The 14,348-nt window shown below is 73.7% G+C and carries 14 protein-coding genes; 4 read left to right on the plus strand and 10 right to left on the minus strand.

Annotated elements, in window-relative coordinates:
- From ABGB06_RS33750 to ABGB06_RS33785, 8 genes are all read right to left on the minus strand, one after another.
- On the minus strand, positions 1–561 hold a 561-nt coding region (locus ABGB06_RS33750; protein ID WP_347597355.1), incomplete at its 3' end, for a class I SAM-dependent methyltransferase.
- 10 nt (positions 562–571) lie between these two features.
- The gene (locus tag ABGB06_RS33755) at positions 572–1,570 is read right to left on the minus strand and encodes a squalene/phytoene synthase family protein (protein ID WP_347597358.1); all 999 of its coding nucleotides are present in this window, start codon (positions 1,568–1,570) and stop codon (positions 572–574) included.
- Complete coding sequence (locus ABGB06_RS33760) at positions 1,567–2,379, minus strand: class I SAM-dependent methyltransferase (RefSeq protein ID WP_347597361.1); 813 nt, start codon at positions 2,377–2,379, stop codon at positions 1,567–1,569. The genes ABGB06_RS33755 and ABGB06_RS33760 overlap by 4 nt, the downstream gene beginning before the upstream one ends.
- Before the next feature lie 330 nt (positions 2,380–2,709).
- Positions 2,710–3,699: a membrane dipeptidase gene (locus ABGB06_RS33765; protein WP_347597364.1), complete on the minus strand. Its 990-nt coding sequence runs from the start codon at positions 3,697–3,699 to the stop codon at positions 2,710–2,712.
- Between the two features lie 230 nt (positions 3,700–3,929).
- Positions 3,930–4,142, minus strand: a complete 213-nt coding sequence (locus tag ABGB06_RS33770) for a hypothetical protein (protein WP_347597367.1) — start codon at positions 4,140–4,142, stop codon at positions 3,930–3,932.
- 213 nt (positions 4,143–4,355) lie between these two features.
- On the minus strand, positions 4,356–4,445 hold the full coding sequence (locus ABGB06_RS33775; RefSeq protein ID WP_347597370.1) for an alpha-L-fucosidase: 90 nt from the start codon (positions 4,443–4,445) through the stop codon (positions 4,356–4,358).
- Positions 4,446–4,652: 207 nt separating this feature from the next.
- Positions 4,653–5,324, minus strand: coding sequence for a lytic polysaccharide monooxygenase auxiliary activity family 9 protein (locus ABGB06_RS33780; protein WP_347597373.1), 672 nt, complete (start codon positions 5,322–5,324; stop codon positions 4,653–4,655).
- Between the two features lie 258 nt (positions 5,325–5,582).
- Positions 5,583–6,851: a S1 family peptidase gene (locus ABGB06_RS33785; RefSeq protein ID WP_347597376.1), complete on the minus strand. Its 1,269-nt coding sequence runs from the start codon at positions 6,849–6,851 to the stop codon at positions 5,583–5,585.
- A gap of 244 nt (positions 6,852–7,095) precedes the next feature.
- On the opposite strand from ABGB06_RS33785, the gene ABGB06_RS33790 reads away from it, so the two are divergent.
- Complete coding sequence (locus ABGB06_RS33790; RefSeq protein ID WP_347597379.1) at positions 7,096–7,869, plus strand: DUF899 domain-containing protein; 774 nt, start codon at positions 7,096–7,098, stop codon at positions 7,867–7,869.
- 94 nt (positions 7,870–7,963) lie between these two features.
- Here the strand turns inward: ABGB06_RS33790 and ABGB06_RS33795 are convergent, their stop codons facing one another.
- Positions 7,964–9,541 (minus strand): PucR family transcriptional regulator, encoded by a 1,578-nt coding sequence (locus ABGB06_RS33795; RefSeq protein ID WP_347597382.1) that lies wholly within the window; start codon positions 9,539–9,541, stop codon positions 7,964–7,966.
- A 139-nt stretch (positions 9,542–9,680) separates the two neighbouring features.
- Between ABGB06_RS33795 and ABGB06_RS33800 the strand changes: the two genes are divergently transcribed.
- The 3 genes from ABGB06_RS33800 (at position 9,681) to ABGB06_RS33810 (ending at position 12,527) form a co-directional block, all read left to right on the plus strand.
- A complete protein-coding gene (locus ABGB06_RS33800) occupies positions 9,681–10,370 on the plus strand; it encodes an urea carboxylase-associated family protein (protein ID WP_347597385.1) in 690 nt (229 codons plus the stop codon).
- Positions 10,370–11,512 (plus strand): NADH:flavin oxidoreductase, encoded by a 1,143-nt coding sequence (locus ABGB06_RS33805; protein ID WP_347597388.1) that lies wholly within the window; start codon positions 10,370–10,372, stop codon positions 11,510–11,512. The genes ABGB06_RS33800 and ABGB06_RS33805 overlap by 1 nt, the downstream gene beginning before the upstream one ends.
- Positions 11,513–11,663: 151 nt before the next feature.
- Positions 11,664–12,527, plus strand: coding sequence for a polysaccharide deacetylase (locus ABGB06_RS33810; protein ID WP_347597391.1), 864 nt, complete (start codon positions 11,664–11,666; stop codon positions 12,525–12,527).
- Between the two features lie 7 nt (positions 12,528–12,534).
- On the opposite strand, the gene abc-f is transcribed toward ABGB06_RS33810, so the two are convergent.
- Positions 12,535–14,202, minus strand: coding sequence for a ribosomal protection-like ABC-F family protein (gene abc-f, locus ABGB06_RS33815; protein WP_347597394.1), 1,668 nt, complete (start codon positions 14,200–14,202; stop codon positions 12,535–12,537).
- Between the last annotated feature and the right edge of the window lie 146 nt (positions 14,203–14,348).

Genomic DNA, 14,348 nt, shown 5'->3' on the forward strand with positions numbered 1-14,348 from the left:
ACATGGTGCGGCCCCCGCCCCAGCCGCCGCGGGCCGCACCATGTCCACCAGCGCCAGCAGCCCGCCGGGGCGCAGGCAGCGCGCCGCCTCCGCGAACGCCGCCCGTTTCCCGCCCGCGGCGGTGTCGGGCAGATGGGAGGTGACCTCCAGCATCAGGGCACGGTCGAAGGAACCCGCCGCGAACGGGAGCTCCGTGGCGTCCGAGTGGCGGAACGCGACCCGGTCACCGGCGGCCGAGCCGACGGCCTGGCGCCGCCCGGTCGCGACCATGCCGGGGGTCGCGTCCACGCCCACCACGGAGCACCCCGTCTCCTCCGCCAGCAGCAGCGCGGGCTGCCCCATGCCGCACCCGACGTCGAGGAGGCTGTGCTCGGGCCGCAGCCCGAGCCGTTGCCCGGCCAGCCGGACGAGGCGGTCGGCGGCCTCGGCGATGGTGGCCGGATCCTCGGCGTCGGCGTAGTACCCCATGTGCATGGCGCGGGTCTCCCGGAACGCCAGGGCCACGTCCGCGTGGCCCTCGTAGTGCTCCGCGACGGTGCGTCGTTCGTCCTGCTGTTCCATGGCGGCCGGATCACCCCGCGGACGGTCGGGCGGGGCGGACCGGCCGCCGGACGAGGCGCCGGGCCGACGCGCGGGCGTAGCCGAGGACGAAGCTGCCGCCCGCGGCCGCGCCCCACCCCAGCCTGCTGCCACGCGCCGGGGCGAACAGGTCGTGGTGGGAGCCGACGGACAGCCGCAGGCCGTACCGGGTCAGGCGCACGAACTGGCGTGGCAGCTCGCGCGCGACGGGATCCGCGAGCCGCCACCAGTCGCCGGCCCGCTCCAGATACCGACACGCGCGGTCGACCTCGAACCGCACCCAGTCCCTGGCCGGTCCCGTCATCCGGCGGTCGCGGACGGCCCGCACCAGATCGGCGCGGTCGAGCCCGAACGCCCGCAGGTCCGCCAGGGGCAGGCAGAGCCGACCGCCCGCCAGGTCCTCCTCGAGATCGCTGAGGTTGTCCATCAGCTGCAGGGCGAAGATGGCGGCCACCGCCCGCTCCCTGGCCTCCTCGCTGGTGTGGGCGCGCCGGCCCAGCAGCGCGTTGACCCACAGGATGTACGGGGCGCCCGAGCCGCGGATGTAGCGCTCCAGATCGGCGAAGGAGGGATACTCGGTGACGTGCGCGTCGCCGGCCATGGTCTCCAGGAGCCGCCGGACGGAGTCCGGCGGCACCTCCCAGACCCGCGTGAAGTGCGCGAACGCCCGGGCGAGCCGCCGGCCAAGGGCGTCCTCGGGCGATCCGGGTGGCCCGTCCCACGGGTCGGGGTCCTCGCCCGCCAGGAGCGCGAGAACGGCGCGCCGGTACGCGTCGTAGCGGGCCACGCGGACGTCGGCGGGCACGTTCGGGTCGTCGATGAGCGCGTCCGCGTGGATGGTGAACGCCTGGATCGCGTCGCAGTAGGGGCGCCGGGCGGGCGGCAGCAGCATCCGCGGCATGGCGTAGACGACGGCGCCGCGGCGGCGCATGTACGCCTCGCAGGCGGCGTAGTCCTCGCGGAGGCCCGCCCGGTCGATGGCGGAGCTCACCCCGCGCTCCGGGTGAGGGTCCAGGTGTCGTAGATCGTGTGCGGCCCGGACGGGTCGGCGGAGTAGTTGTCGTGCACCTCGGCGGTCGCGAAGCCGTGCTCGGCGGCCAGGCGGCGGACGGTGTCGTGCGGCAGCGGGTGGTAGCGGTGCAGGTCGCGGGTCCGGACGAAGGCGTCGGCGGCGCCGTCCCCCCGCGCCGCCGGGCTGAACTGGGTGTAGGCCATGTCGACGAAGCCGCGCTCGGCGGGCGCGGTGAAGGTCCAGATGTACGCGACGTCGCCCAGCTCCAGCGCCATGACGCGGGGCGTGGACGGGTCGAAGAACCGGTCGTAGAAGCCCTGGCCGAAGACGTCGAAGACGAACGTGCCGCCCGGGGGCAGCACCCGGGCGACGGCGCCGAACGTCGCGTCGATCCGCGGTTCCGATAGGTAGTTCAGCCCGCCGGCCGCGCTGATGACGGCGTCGAACTCCCCCGCCGGCACGGGGACGTCGGGCAGCTCGGCGTGCACCAGGGTGACGTCCCCGCCCAGCCGCCGCCGGGCCTGCTCCAGCATCGCCGGGGACCGGTCGAGGCCGGTGACGACGTACCCGCGCCGCACCAGCTCGGCGAGCATCAGGCCGGTGCCGCAGCAGATCTCCAGGACCGCCCGCACGGGACGCGGTTGGGTCCGCCAGAAGGTCTGCAGGAAGTCGGCGACGCGGTCGCGCGGGGACTCCTCCTGGTCGGTGACGGCCCATTCGGCCAACCGGTCGTAGGACGCCGCGAGATTGGCGTAGGGGTCGGCGGAGATGGCCGTCTCGACGCTCATGTGCTGACTGTTCCCTTCCCTTGCCCGTGCCCCGCTGTCCCGAGCCGTTGTCCGAGCCGTTGTCCGAGCCGCGGCGCCCGGGGCCGACGCCGACACGCTCTTCCTTCCCCGCTCGCCTCGCGGAGAGGCGCAAATACTCACAACGAGTGAGGGACCGGGACGACACGGGACGTTGTCCCATCGGGTGTTCGCCGATGGCGCGGGGCCACCCGGGCCGCGGCGCGGCGGTCGGGGATAGCGTGCGGTGCCTGCGTCCGGCCCTGACGGCGCGGCTCGGGCGGGACGGGTGGAAGAGCGGGACGGGCGGGACGGGCGGCGTCGCGGTGCGGGCTACCGCCAGACCAGTGCGGCGACGCGGCGGAAGTTGCCGCCCAGGATCGCGCGGACGGCGTCGTCGGGGTAGCCGCGGGCGCGCAGCGCGTCCTCGACGGTCAGCAGGCCCTCCGGGGGCATGAACTCGATCGGTCCCCAGCGGGTGTAGCAGTCGGGGAAGAGCTCCGGGTGCTGTTCCAGGAGCGCGTTGAAGTCCTCGGCGTCGAACGGGAAGTCGGTCGAGAGGCCGACGTGTTCCGGGCCGACGAGGTCCACGGCGTGGTCGATGTGCCGCACCAGCGCCTCGACGGTGGCCTCGTTGGGGCCGAGGAAGATCCCGACGCCGGTGATGCCGACGACGCCGCCCGTGGCGGCGCACTCCCTGGCCTGCTCGTCGGTGATGTTGCGGGGGTGATCCCACAGCGCGCGCATGCAGGAGTGGCTGTAGACCACCGGCCGTTCGGAGACCTCGCACAGGTCCAGGCCGGTCCTGGCGCCGCAGTGGGAGCCGTCCACCACCATGCCGACGGCGTTCATCTCCCGCACCAGCGCCCGCCCGTAGGCGGTGAGCCCCTCGTCGACCTCGTCCAGGCAGCCGCCGCCGGCCGCGTTGCGGGTGTTGTAGCTCGGCAGCATCGTGCGCACGCCGAGGTCGTAGAACTCGCGCACCCGGTCCAGGCGTCCGCCGAGCGGGCCCGAGTCCTCCAGGTCGAAGGCCACGGCCACGTCACCCGCACGCCGGGCCGCCTCGACGTCGTCGACGGTCACGGCCAGCCGCAGCCGGTCGTCCGCGACGATCCGCTCCCGCCAGCTCGCGATCAGCCCGGTGACGTCGTCGGCGCTGTGCGGGGCGTAGCCGACGTTCACCGAGGCGAAACTGCCCCCCGGCCGGCGATAGCGGGCCAACTCGCCGACGTCCGCGGTCCGCTCCAGCGGCAGGCAGCAGTGCTGCTCCCACAGCAGGGGCGGGCGGCGCGGGACCGGAGACTCGTTCGACACGGTACGCATTATGGGTCACGGCTCATGGGTCACGGCCGATCGGTCACGGCTCACGGGTCAAGGCTCATGGGTCACGGCTCATCGCTCACGGCTCATGGGTCACGGCCGATGGGTCACGGCTCATGGGTCACGGCTGATCGGTCACGGCTGATCGGTCACGGCTCATGGGTCACGGCCGATGGGTCACGGCCGATCGGTCACGGCCGATCGGTCACGGCTGATGGGTCACGGCTGATCGGTCATGGCGTCGCGCCGGGCGCCGGATCTGCCGGGTCCTCCGTCAGGAAGAGCTCCACGACGGGCACGGCCACGTCCGGCCACACCACCGGGAGGGTGAGGGTCAGCGTCCCGGCGGGCTGGCCGCCCATGCCGGTCAGGGTGGCCTGGGCCGCCGGCTCGGTCTCGCGGAACGCGATCTCGGACGCGTCGTGCAGCAGTTGGGCGTACGCCACCCTTCCGGCCAGCCCGGGCAGGTGGACGTGCTCGAACGGCCAGGCGAACAGGTGCAGGTAGAGGCGGTCGCCGCGCCGGGTGTAACGGGCGTCGGGTGGGGCGCTGAACTCCGCGGGCCCGGCGCCGCGCCCAGGCCCGCGGGTCGAACAGGTCCGGCTCGAAGTACCGCAGGTAGCGCTCGTAGTCCGGCACGGTCCGGCGCTCGCGGTTCATCACCCACTCGTGGCGGGCGCGAGCGAGTAGAGGCCCCAGTGGACGAACATGCCGAAGCGGTCGTGGGTGAACCAGGCGGGGACGGGCATGGCGGCGGGTCCTTTCGGGCGGTGCGTGCCGGGTGCTCCACACATGACGGGCCCTACTCTGCGCGCCCGCCGGGCCCGGCGGGAGGGGTGGGGGCGGAGCGGTGGCGGAAACGTCCCCGCCGGCCGACGCGGTTCCGGGGGCGTCGGCCGGCGGGGCGGTGTGCGGGGCCGCGCCAGGGGTGGCGGCCCGAGGGTGCGGACGGTGACTCAGAAGGTCACGTCGCTGCAGATGAAGTAGATCTGGTCGGCGTGCGAGGCCTTCCAGACCGTGTAGACGACGTGGTGCCCGGAGCGGCCCGGCGCGCTGACCTGGGTGGTGTAGTGCTCGGACGGCGCGTAGGCGTCGGTGCTCTGCAGCAGCTCCAGGTCACCCCAGTCCAGGGCGTCGGTCTCGGCGTCGTAGCCCTGCTTGGTGACGTAGACCTTCAGGTAGTCCGCGCCGTGCAGGGCCTGGTCGTAGAGGTCGACCGTGAAGGTGCTGTTGATCTGGCTGGTCGTCCACGCCCCGGGGGTGTCCATCGCGTTGTACCGGCCGCTCTCGACCTGGCCGGCGCTGCACAGCTGGTTGTCGGGGATGAAGGCCTCGTAGTCGCCGCCCGTCCCCTCGCGGTACAGGCCGTTCCAGTTCCACATGGCGTTGACGTCGTCCTGCCAAGCCTGCCAGCACATGGGGTCTTCCTGCTCCATGGCCGGGTTCTGGAAGTCGTCGCCCCAACGCTGCAGGCAGCCGTAGTTGCGGGACAGGGGGTCCACGACCGAGCCGTGGGCGGAGGCGTTCGGGGTGGACCACGGCGTCAGCAGGAGCATCGCCGCGGCCAACCCGGCCAGCAAGGCACGCAGCGTCAGTTTCCTGGCGTCCACGTGTGCGTAACTCACCATCACTGCGACTCTCTTCCGGGTGGGGGGATGTTATCCGGATCTTGGGAGCGCTCCCAATCGGGGGCGTTTCCCACCCGGTGCGTCGATGAAACTCTTCGACACACGAAAGTCGTGCCCGCCCTCCGCGCGGCGAGGACGCGAATCCCCGACGCGCGGAGGGCGGGCTGGTGCGTTCGGGCTCGATCAGGGTGACGTCAGGGCTGGTCAGGGCCGGTTGGGGCCGGTCGGGCCGGGCTCCGGCCTGCCGATCCGGGAGCGTCAGGGCTGGTCGTAGCCCAGGAGGTAGTCCCCGGAGCCGCTGAGGCCCTGGACCAGGTAGCGGTAGTAGCCCTCCTGGCCCTGGTGGCTGATGCTCTCGTCGGTGGTCGGGCCCGTGCTCTTCGCGACGGTCGTCCACGAGCCGCTGGTGCGCGGCCGCCACTGGAGCTGGAGGTCGTAGTCGGCGTCCGCCGGGCCGCTGAGGCAGGCGGTGTGCGTCCCGGCCGGGGCGAAGAAGTACGACTTCGGGTCGTCGAAGTAGCGGTTGGGCATCAGGTCGCTGTTGCCGGCCACCATCTGCTCGGGGTAGACCGCCGGGTACGCCTCGCAGCCGCTCGGGGTGGTCGGCAGGTCAGGCGCGTCGCCGGTGGTGGCCAGCTCCAGGTCGAACTCCGACAGCAGCGGGTTGAGCGGCTGGAAGTAGGTGTGGCCGCCGGTGCTGCAGTCCCCGGTGCCGCCGGAGAGCACGCCCTGGGCCTGGTTGCCGGACAGGAACCCGCCGCCGGAGTCGCCCTCCTCGGCGCACACCGACGTCCGGGTCAGCCCGGTGACCGTGCCCTCCTCGTAGGTCACGCTGACGTTCTTCTGCTCGATCAGGCCGCAGCGGAACGCGGACCTCTGGGAGGCCAGGCAGACCGGCGCGCCGACGGGCGCCTCGGCCGAGCCGGCGACGGGGAACCAGCCGTAGGGCCCGGGACCCAGGCCGTGTCCGTCCACGTAGGGCGTCGGCTCCGCCTCGGCGCTGTCCGGGGAGATCCAGCCCATGTCGGAGCCCGGGTAGACCACCTCCTCGACGGTGCCCATCGGGACCAGCGACGTGGCGTAGACGAGGGAGCCCGCGGGGGCGCAGTGGCCGACGCTGATCATGGCCGGCTGGCCGTCGTGTGTCGCCTCGAAGCCGGCCGTGCAGATGTCGGTCGTGCCGTAGTACCCGGCGCCGCCGACCAGCGGTCGGGGCGATGCCGTCGCCGCCTCGATCTCGACCGCCGCGGGGGCCACGCCGGCCTCCGCCACGAACGCCTCGGCGGCGGCCCGGTCCCGGGCCTCCACGACGACGGCGTCGCGGCTCGCGTCCACGTACCAGGCGGCGACGTCGGTGCTGGCGGCGGAGCCGGCCGCCAGCGCCGTCGCGTCTAACGCCGCCTTGACGTCGTTCGGTTCGGTCAGACCTCGCTCGCCCGCCCCGGCGGGCGTGGTGGCCCCGACGCCGATCGTCGCCAGGGCCACGAGGGCCACGCCGAGGGTTCTCCGTTTGCGACTACGCAGCATGAAGGGTCTCCTCAGTCGGTAGTACGAATTTGAACCGGGGGCAGTCTGACACGCGACCGCAGCCAACGGAAGGCGTTCAAATCCCCTTCAAAATAAGGAAGTTGTCAACGGCGACAGTCGGCGCCGACCGGTGGACCCGGGCCCGGGAGAGGAGGTCCGCCGACCCGGCCGGGTGGTGGAAAATCCCGATTGCACCTGCTTAGCTCGAACCTCGGCACACATGGACCAAGAGGGATGGAACGACATGACGACGATGGGGAACCTGCCCGAGGTGGTCTCCCAGGAGGAGTGGCTCGCCGCCCGTAGGGAACTGCTGGCAAAGGAGAAGGAGGTCACCCGGGCCCGGGACCGGGTCAACGCCGAGCGCCGCCGGTTGCCGATGGTCCGCGTCGACAAGCCGTACGCGTTCGAGGGCCCGGAGGGGACGGTGAGCCTGCTCGACCTGTTCGAGGGCCGGCCACAGCTGGTGGTGCACCACTTCATGTTCGGGCCCGACTGGGAGCAGGGCTGCTCCAGCTGCTCCTCCGCCGCCGACGGGATCGCCGGGCTGCGGCGGCTGCACGCGCGCAACACCTCGCTGGCGGCCGTGTCGCGGGCCCCGTATCCGAAGCTCGCCGCGTTCCGCGAGCGGATGGGCTGGACGTTCCCCTGGTACTCCTCGTACGACAGCGACTTCAACTACGACTTCCACGCCACCCTCGACGACCGGGTGGCGCCGGTGCTGATGTACCTCCGCACCGAGGAGGAGCTCGCCGAGACCGGGGAGCCGTGGACGGAGGACATGCGCGGCTCGGAACTGCCGGGCATCAGCGCGTTCCTGCGGGTGGGCGACGAGGTCTTCCACACGTACTCCACGTACGGCCGCGGCATCGAGGAGTTCCACAACGGCTACCCGTACCTCGACCTCACAGCCCTCGGCCGCCAGGAGGAGTGGGAGGAGCCGCACGGCCGCGCCACCCCACTCGGCCTCCAGGTCGGCGGCCCCGCGATGCGTCTTCCCGACGAGTTCGACGCCTGACCCGCCCGCCCCACCCGGGCAGCGCCCGGGGGCGGCCACCGTGCCAGCGGGGCGGCCGCCGTGAGCGGGATCGCGGGGCGGGCGCGCGGCACGGCTACGGGCGGGCCAGGGCGTCGGCTCGCAGGGCCAGGAACACGTCGACCCGGCCCTCGAGGCGCAGCACGTCCCGACCGGTCAGCTCGCTGATCCGCGAAAGCCGCTTCCGCAGCGTGTTGACGTGAATGTAGAGGGCGTCGGCGGCGGCCGCGAACTGCCCCTCGTGCTCCAGGAACGCCCGCAGCGTCGCCTCCAGACGGGCGCCGCGCGCCGTGTCGTGCTCGCGGAGCGGGGCGAGCAGCGCGTCCGCGAAGCGCCGCAGGTCCCGCGGGTCCAGCTGGCCGAGCAGCGCGGTGTGGGAGGGCAGCTCGGAGAACCGGGCGACCGACGGGCCGGTCGGGCGCCGCCCCAGCACCTGGCACGCCTCCCTGGCCTCCATCAGCGGGTTGCGCAGCGCGGTGCCGCCCACGACGGGACCGCCGAGGCCCAGCACCGTCCGCCGCCCGGCGAAGCGCCGGTCCAGCGAGGCGACCAGGCGCCCGGCCCACTCCGGCAGGGCCGCCGCGGCGCGCCGCCACGCGAAGATCGCGACGACGTCCCGGCTGCCCGTCGCCAGCACGGCCGGCACGCCCTCGGAGACGAACGCCTGCCTGGCCGTCTCGGCGAGATCGGGCGATCCGGTGGCGCCGTCCTCCGCGAGGGCGAGGGCGCACACGGCGAGCGGCCCGTCCGCGTCGATGCCGAACGCCTCCAGCCGGCCGGCCAGCTCGCCGGACGCCCCGACACCGGAGAGGATCATGTCGACCAGTTCCCCGGCGAACCGCATCTCGATCGCCTGCACCGCCTGCCGTCTGGCCACCTCCAGGCTGAGGAAGTGGGCGGCCTGCTCCAGGGCTCCGCGTTCCGCGTCGTCCAGGGCGTCGGCCGGCCGCAGGCAGAGCAGGGCGGCGTCCGCCTCCCCGAAGGCCCCGACCGGAAACAGCACCGCCGGCCCCTTCGAGGCGAGCGCCACCTCCAGTGGCGGCGGACGCCGGGTCAGGGCGCGCGCGACGGCGGTCAGGTCCGCGTCGGGCAGTTCGACCCCGGTGGTCGTCAACGAGCGGCCCGCGCGGTCCACGACGGCCAGCGGCAGGTCGTGGTCCCGCCCCAGCACCCGGAGCACGCCGTCCGCCCCGGTCCCGCCGGAGATCGCGTCGGCGAGGGCGTTCCCGCGCCGTACCGAGGCCACCAGGGTGTTCTGCCGGTCCTCGGCGTAGGCGCCGGCGGCGGCCTGCGACAGCGCGGTGAACGGCACCGCCACGGACAGTTCGAGCAACGGCAGCTCCGCCCGCCGGCACTCCTCGACGAGATCGCGCGGCGTCGCAGGCACGGACTCCCGCAGCCCGAAGACGATCCCCGCGCCGCCGGCCGCGCGGACATGGGCGACGAAGTCCGCCGCGGCCCCGGGCGGGCCGTGCCACAGCCCGTTGGTCAGGACCAGCTCCCTGCGGCCCAGATAGGGGGACGGGTCGGGGAGCTCGGTGGTGTGCGGCCACGCGATCTCGGCGTCCAGGGCGCCGGCGGGACCGGGGACGAGCACGGACAGCGTGAGCGCCCTGTCCTCGACGAGCGCGCGGAGCGTCAGCATGGTGGTCATTCCACCACCCGGGGCGCGAGAACAGAACGACTCGTCCACTGCCGCCCGACAGCACGGTGTAGCTCCCCACACCACGACCGGCGCAACGGTGGATGATCGCCCCTGGCGCTCGCGGCCCTGCGGCTGGTGTCGTGGACGCATGACATCAGCAGGGTCCGTCCTCGACCGGATCGAGGTACCCGCCCGCGAGGGGCGCGCCGTCGTCGTCACCGCGGGCCAGCGGGTGCGGGTCGTCGACGTCGAGGGACAGCAGGTGGGCGACGTGTTCGCGGTCTCCAGCGACGACCCGACCGAGTACCACAGTGCCGCGCACACCCGGGCGCACGTCAGCCGGCTCTTCCCGGCGGTCGGCGAGCGGTTCGTCACCAACCGGCGGCGGCCCGTCCTGACGTTGGTCGACGACTCCTCCCCGGGCCGGCACGACATGCTCGTCGCCGCCTGCGATCCGCCGCGCTACGCGGCGCTCGGCGCGCCTCCCGGCCACGCCTCGTGCGCCGAGAACCTGGAGAAGGCGCTGGGCTCCCTCGGCCTCTCGCTCCCCGTCGTGCCGCAGCCCATCAACGTCTTCATGGACATCCGCGTCGACGACGCGGGTGCCCTGGTCTGGCGGACCTCGCCCTCCCGGCCCGGCGACAGCGTCACCTTCCGGGCGGAGATGGACTGCGTGGTCGCGGTGTCCGCCTGCCCGCAGGACCTGGTGGGCATCAACGGCCCCGTCCTGACCCCCCTGACCGTGCTGGTGCTCGACGCGCCCGCCGAGCCCTCCGACACCACGCCCCGTACAGACCCGACCCGTACAGACCCGACCCGTACAGAGCGGAACCGATGATGCCCGACGCACCCGCCCGCACCACCGCCCATCCGGCCCTGGACCCCGTGCCGCTGCACGGCAGGACGCTCGGCAACCGACTCGCCGTGGCCCCGATGACCCGGGTCTCGGCGACGCCGGACGGCACGCCGACGCCTCAGATGGTCGACTACTACGCGGCGTTCGCCCGGGGTGGGTTCGGCCTGGTGATCACCGAGGGGACCTACACCGACCAGCGGTACAGCCAGGGCTACCTCAACCAACCCGGCATCGTCACCGACGCCCACGTCGAGGGCTGGTCCGCGGTCGCCGCCGCCGTCCACGAGCACGGCGCCCGGGCCGTCCTGCAGTTGATGCACGCGGGCGCTCTGTCCCAGGGCAACAGGTACCGGACCGACACGGCCGGGCCGTCGGCCGTGCCGCCGCGCGGACGGATGATGCCGGAGTACGGCGGCTCGGGCCCGTGGCCCACGCCGAAGGCCATGACGTCGGCGGAGATCGACGAGGCCGTGCGCGGTTTCGTCACCGCGGCGGTCAACGCGCGGCGCGCCGGGTTCGACGGCGTCGAGGTGCACGCGGCGAACGGCTACCTGCTGGACCAGTTCCTGACGGACTACACCAACCAGCGCGCCGACGCGTACGGAGGCTCGGTCGAGGGCCGCGTGCGGCTCACGGCCGAGGTGGTCCGCCGCATCCGGGAGGCGGTGGCGGACGACGGTTTCTGGGTCGGGGTCCGGCTCTCGCAGACCAAGGTCAACGACTTCGAACACCGCTGGGCGGGCGGGACGGCCGACGCCCGGGTGATCTTCAGCGCCCTGGCCGAGGCGGGCAGCACGTGTCTGCACGTGGCCAGCGAGGGACGCGACTGGATCGAAACGGCCCGGCTCGACGGCGCCGACACGATCACCGCGCTGGCCAGGAAGACCACGGGTCTGCCCGTGATCGCCAACGGCGGCATGCACGACGTCGACCAGGCCGCCGAACTGCTGGCGGGCGGCCATGCCGACCTGCTCTCCCTCGGGCGTGGCGCGCTGGCCAATCCGGACCTCCCGCGCAGGCTGGCCGAGGGCCGGCCGCTCGACAGGTTCGACCATGCGATGCTCGAGCCCATGGCGACGCTGGACAACGCCCGCGCCCGGCGGGAGGCCGGCGCGCGTCAGTAGCCGACGCGTCGCGCTGGCGACGCGGCCCGCCCGCCGGTGGGGACCGGGCCCGGTCCCCACCGGCGCACGACCAGGACGCACCAGCCCGACGAACCAGCCCGAGGAACCAGCCCGAGGAACCAGCCCGAGGAACGAGGCGAGGAGCACCCGGATGAGCGGGACCTGGCACGGTGGTGCGGCCGCCGTGGTGACCCTGACCTTCGACGTGGACGCCGAGGCGCCCGTGCTGGCGCACGGTCGCCGGTTCGCCGGGCACGCCAGCACCATGTCCCACCAGGCGTACGGCCCGGACGTCGGCGTCCCCAGGATCCTCGACCTGCTGGACGACACCGGCGTTCCCGCGACGTTCTTCGTGCCCGGCTGGGTGGCGGAACGGCGGCCGGGACTGGCCAGGAGCATCGTCGACCGGGGCCACGAGGTGGCCCACCACTCCTACGGCCACCGTCCGCCGACGACGATGACGCCCGAGGAGGAGCGCGCGGACTTCGAACGCGCCCTGGCGGTCTTCGACGCGCAGAACGTGCCGATCCTCGGCCACCGCGCCGCGAACTGGCAGGCCAGCTGGCTCACCCCGACCCTCGTCGCCGAACACGGACTCCGCTACGACTCCTCCCTGATGGGCGACGACCGTCCCTACCACGTCGAGACGCCCGCCGGTCGGCTCGTCGAGCTGCCCGTGCACTGGTCCCTGGACGACTGGGAACAGTACGCGTTCCTGCCCGAACCGCGGGTGGGCGCGGTGATCGAGTCGCCGCGCAAGGTTCTGGAGATGTGGCAGGACGAGTTGGACGCGATGCGGCACTACCGGTGCCTGTTCAACCTCACCAACCACCCCTTCCTGAGCGGCCGTCCGTCCCGGGCCCTCGCCCTGCGCCGGCTGATCGAGTTCGCCCGGGCGCGCGGTGACGTCCGCTTCTCCCGCTGCGACGACCTCGCCCGGGCGGCGGACGCCGACCCGTCCCTGGCCTCCCGCCGCCTGGCCCCACCGGAGCCGGACGGCTACCCCGGCGGCTGACCCCGGATCAGGGTGCCGGGGCGGACGACCGGGCCCGCGTCGGTGCTGGTGTCGGGGCTGGTGTCGGGGCTGACGTCGGGGTGGCCGGCAGGGCGAGATGGTCGCCCACCCAGCGCTGGCGCAGCCGGCGGTCGTGGCTGACCACGACGAGGGTGCCGTCGTAGGCGGCGAGGGCGGTCTCCAACTCCTCGACCAGGGCCGGGGACAGGTGGTTGGTGGGCTCGTCGAGCAGCAGGACGTCCGCCGGTTCGTCGACCAGCCGGGCCAGGGCGAGACGCTGCCGCTGCCCGGTGGACAGGCCGCCCACCCGCGCCGTCAGCTGGTCGACGTGGAACAGGCCGAGGGACAGCAGCCGCTCGGCGTGCTCCTCGGGCGGTCCGGGAAGGCCCCGGGCGAACGCGGCCAGCAGCGTGTCGCCCGGCCGGCCGGGGCGCGGTTCCTGCGGAAGGTAGCCGAGCCGGCCCTGCCGGGCGACGCTGCCGCCGCCCGGGGCCAGGTCGCCGACCAGCAGGCGGAGCAGGGTGCTCTTCCCCGCCCCGTTCGGCCCGGTGATCAGCAGCCGCTCCCCCGACCTGACCGTCAGGTTGGTGCGGCCGAGCCGACCCGGCACGCAGACGTCCGCGGCGTCGAGCACCACGCCGCGCAGTCCGGCGGCCCGCAGCGCGGGGGTGAAGCGCAGCGGCTCGGGCGGCGGCGGGACCGGGTTCGCGAGGAGTCGGCGCAGGCGTTCCTCGGCCTGCCGCACCCGGCTGGCGACCGACTGCTGCACGCGTCCCCCCGCCCGGTCGTAGGCCATCTTGTTGCCGTCCCGCATGCCCCGTCCCGGGGCCACCCGGCGGGCGGTGGTCGCGGCGGCCTCGCGCAGCCGCTCGGTCTCGGCCTGCCAGTGGTCGTACGCCTGCGCCCACCGCTGCCGGGCCGCCGCCTTCTCGGCGAGGTAGCCCGCGTAGCCGTTGCCGTACCGGACGACGCCGTGCCGGTCGGCGTCCACCTCCAGCAGGCTGGTCGTGACGCGTTCGAGGAAGACCCGGTCGTGCGAGACGACCACCGTGGTGCCCCGCCGGGTGCGCAGATGGTCCTCCAGCCAGCCCAGCGCGGCCCCGTCGAGATGGTTGGTCGGCTCGTCCAGCAGCAGCACCTCCGGGCCGGCCGCCAGCACGGCGGCCAGGCTGAGCCGGACCTGCTCGCCGCCGGACAGGCTGTGCACGGTGCGGTCCCGGCCCAGCCGACCCAGGCCGAGGCCGTGCAGGGCGCGTTCCACGCGGGCGTCGGCCTGGTAGCCGCCGCGCAGTTCGAAGAGCGTCAGCAACTCGCCGTACTCGGCCATGCCCGACTCGTCGCCGCCCGCCATGGCCGCCTCCAGGCGGCGCATCCGGCGCTCCATCGTCCGCAGTTCGTTCAGCGCCCGGTCGATGACCTCCCGCACGGTCGCCCGCGGCGGCAGTCGCTCGTCCTGGGCCAGATAGCCGAGGCCGCCGTCGGTGAGGACCACGACCTCGCCCTGGTCGGGCCGTTCCCGCCCGGCGAACAGGCGCAGCAGGGTGGTCTTGCCCGATCCGTTCTCGCCGACGATCCCGGTGCGTTCACCGGCGGCGATCGAGCACGTGACCGAGTCGAGGACGAGCCTGGTGTCGAAGGACTTGCTGACGGCGAGCGCCGTGATCTGCGTGGGCATGCGGAGACTCCGAAGCGTTCGAGAACGGTGCGGCCGTCAGGGACCGCGGGACCAGGTGACCGCCTCGGAAGAGCATCGACGACTCCGGTGGTGCGACAACGGTGCACCCCGACGCTGCCACAGGTGCCCTTGCCGGGCAATTCACT

This window comes from Streptomyces sp. B6B3, from assembly GCF_039871525.1.
Classification (GTDB): Bacteria; Actinomycetota; Actinomycetes; order Streptomycetales; family Streptomycetaceae; genus Streptomyces.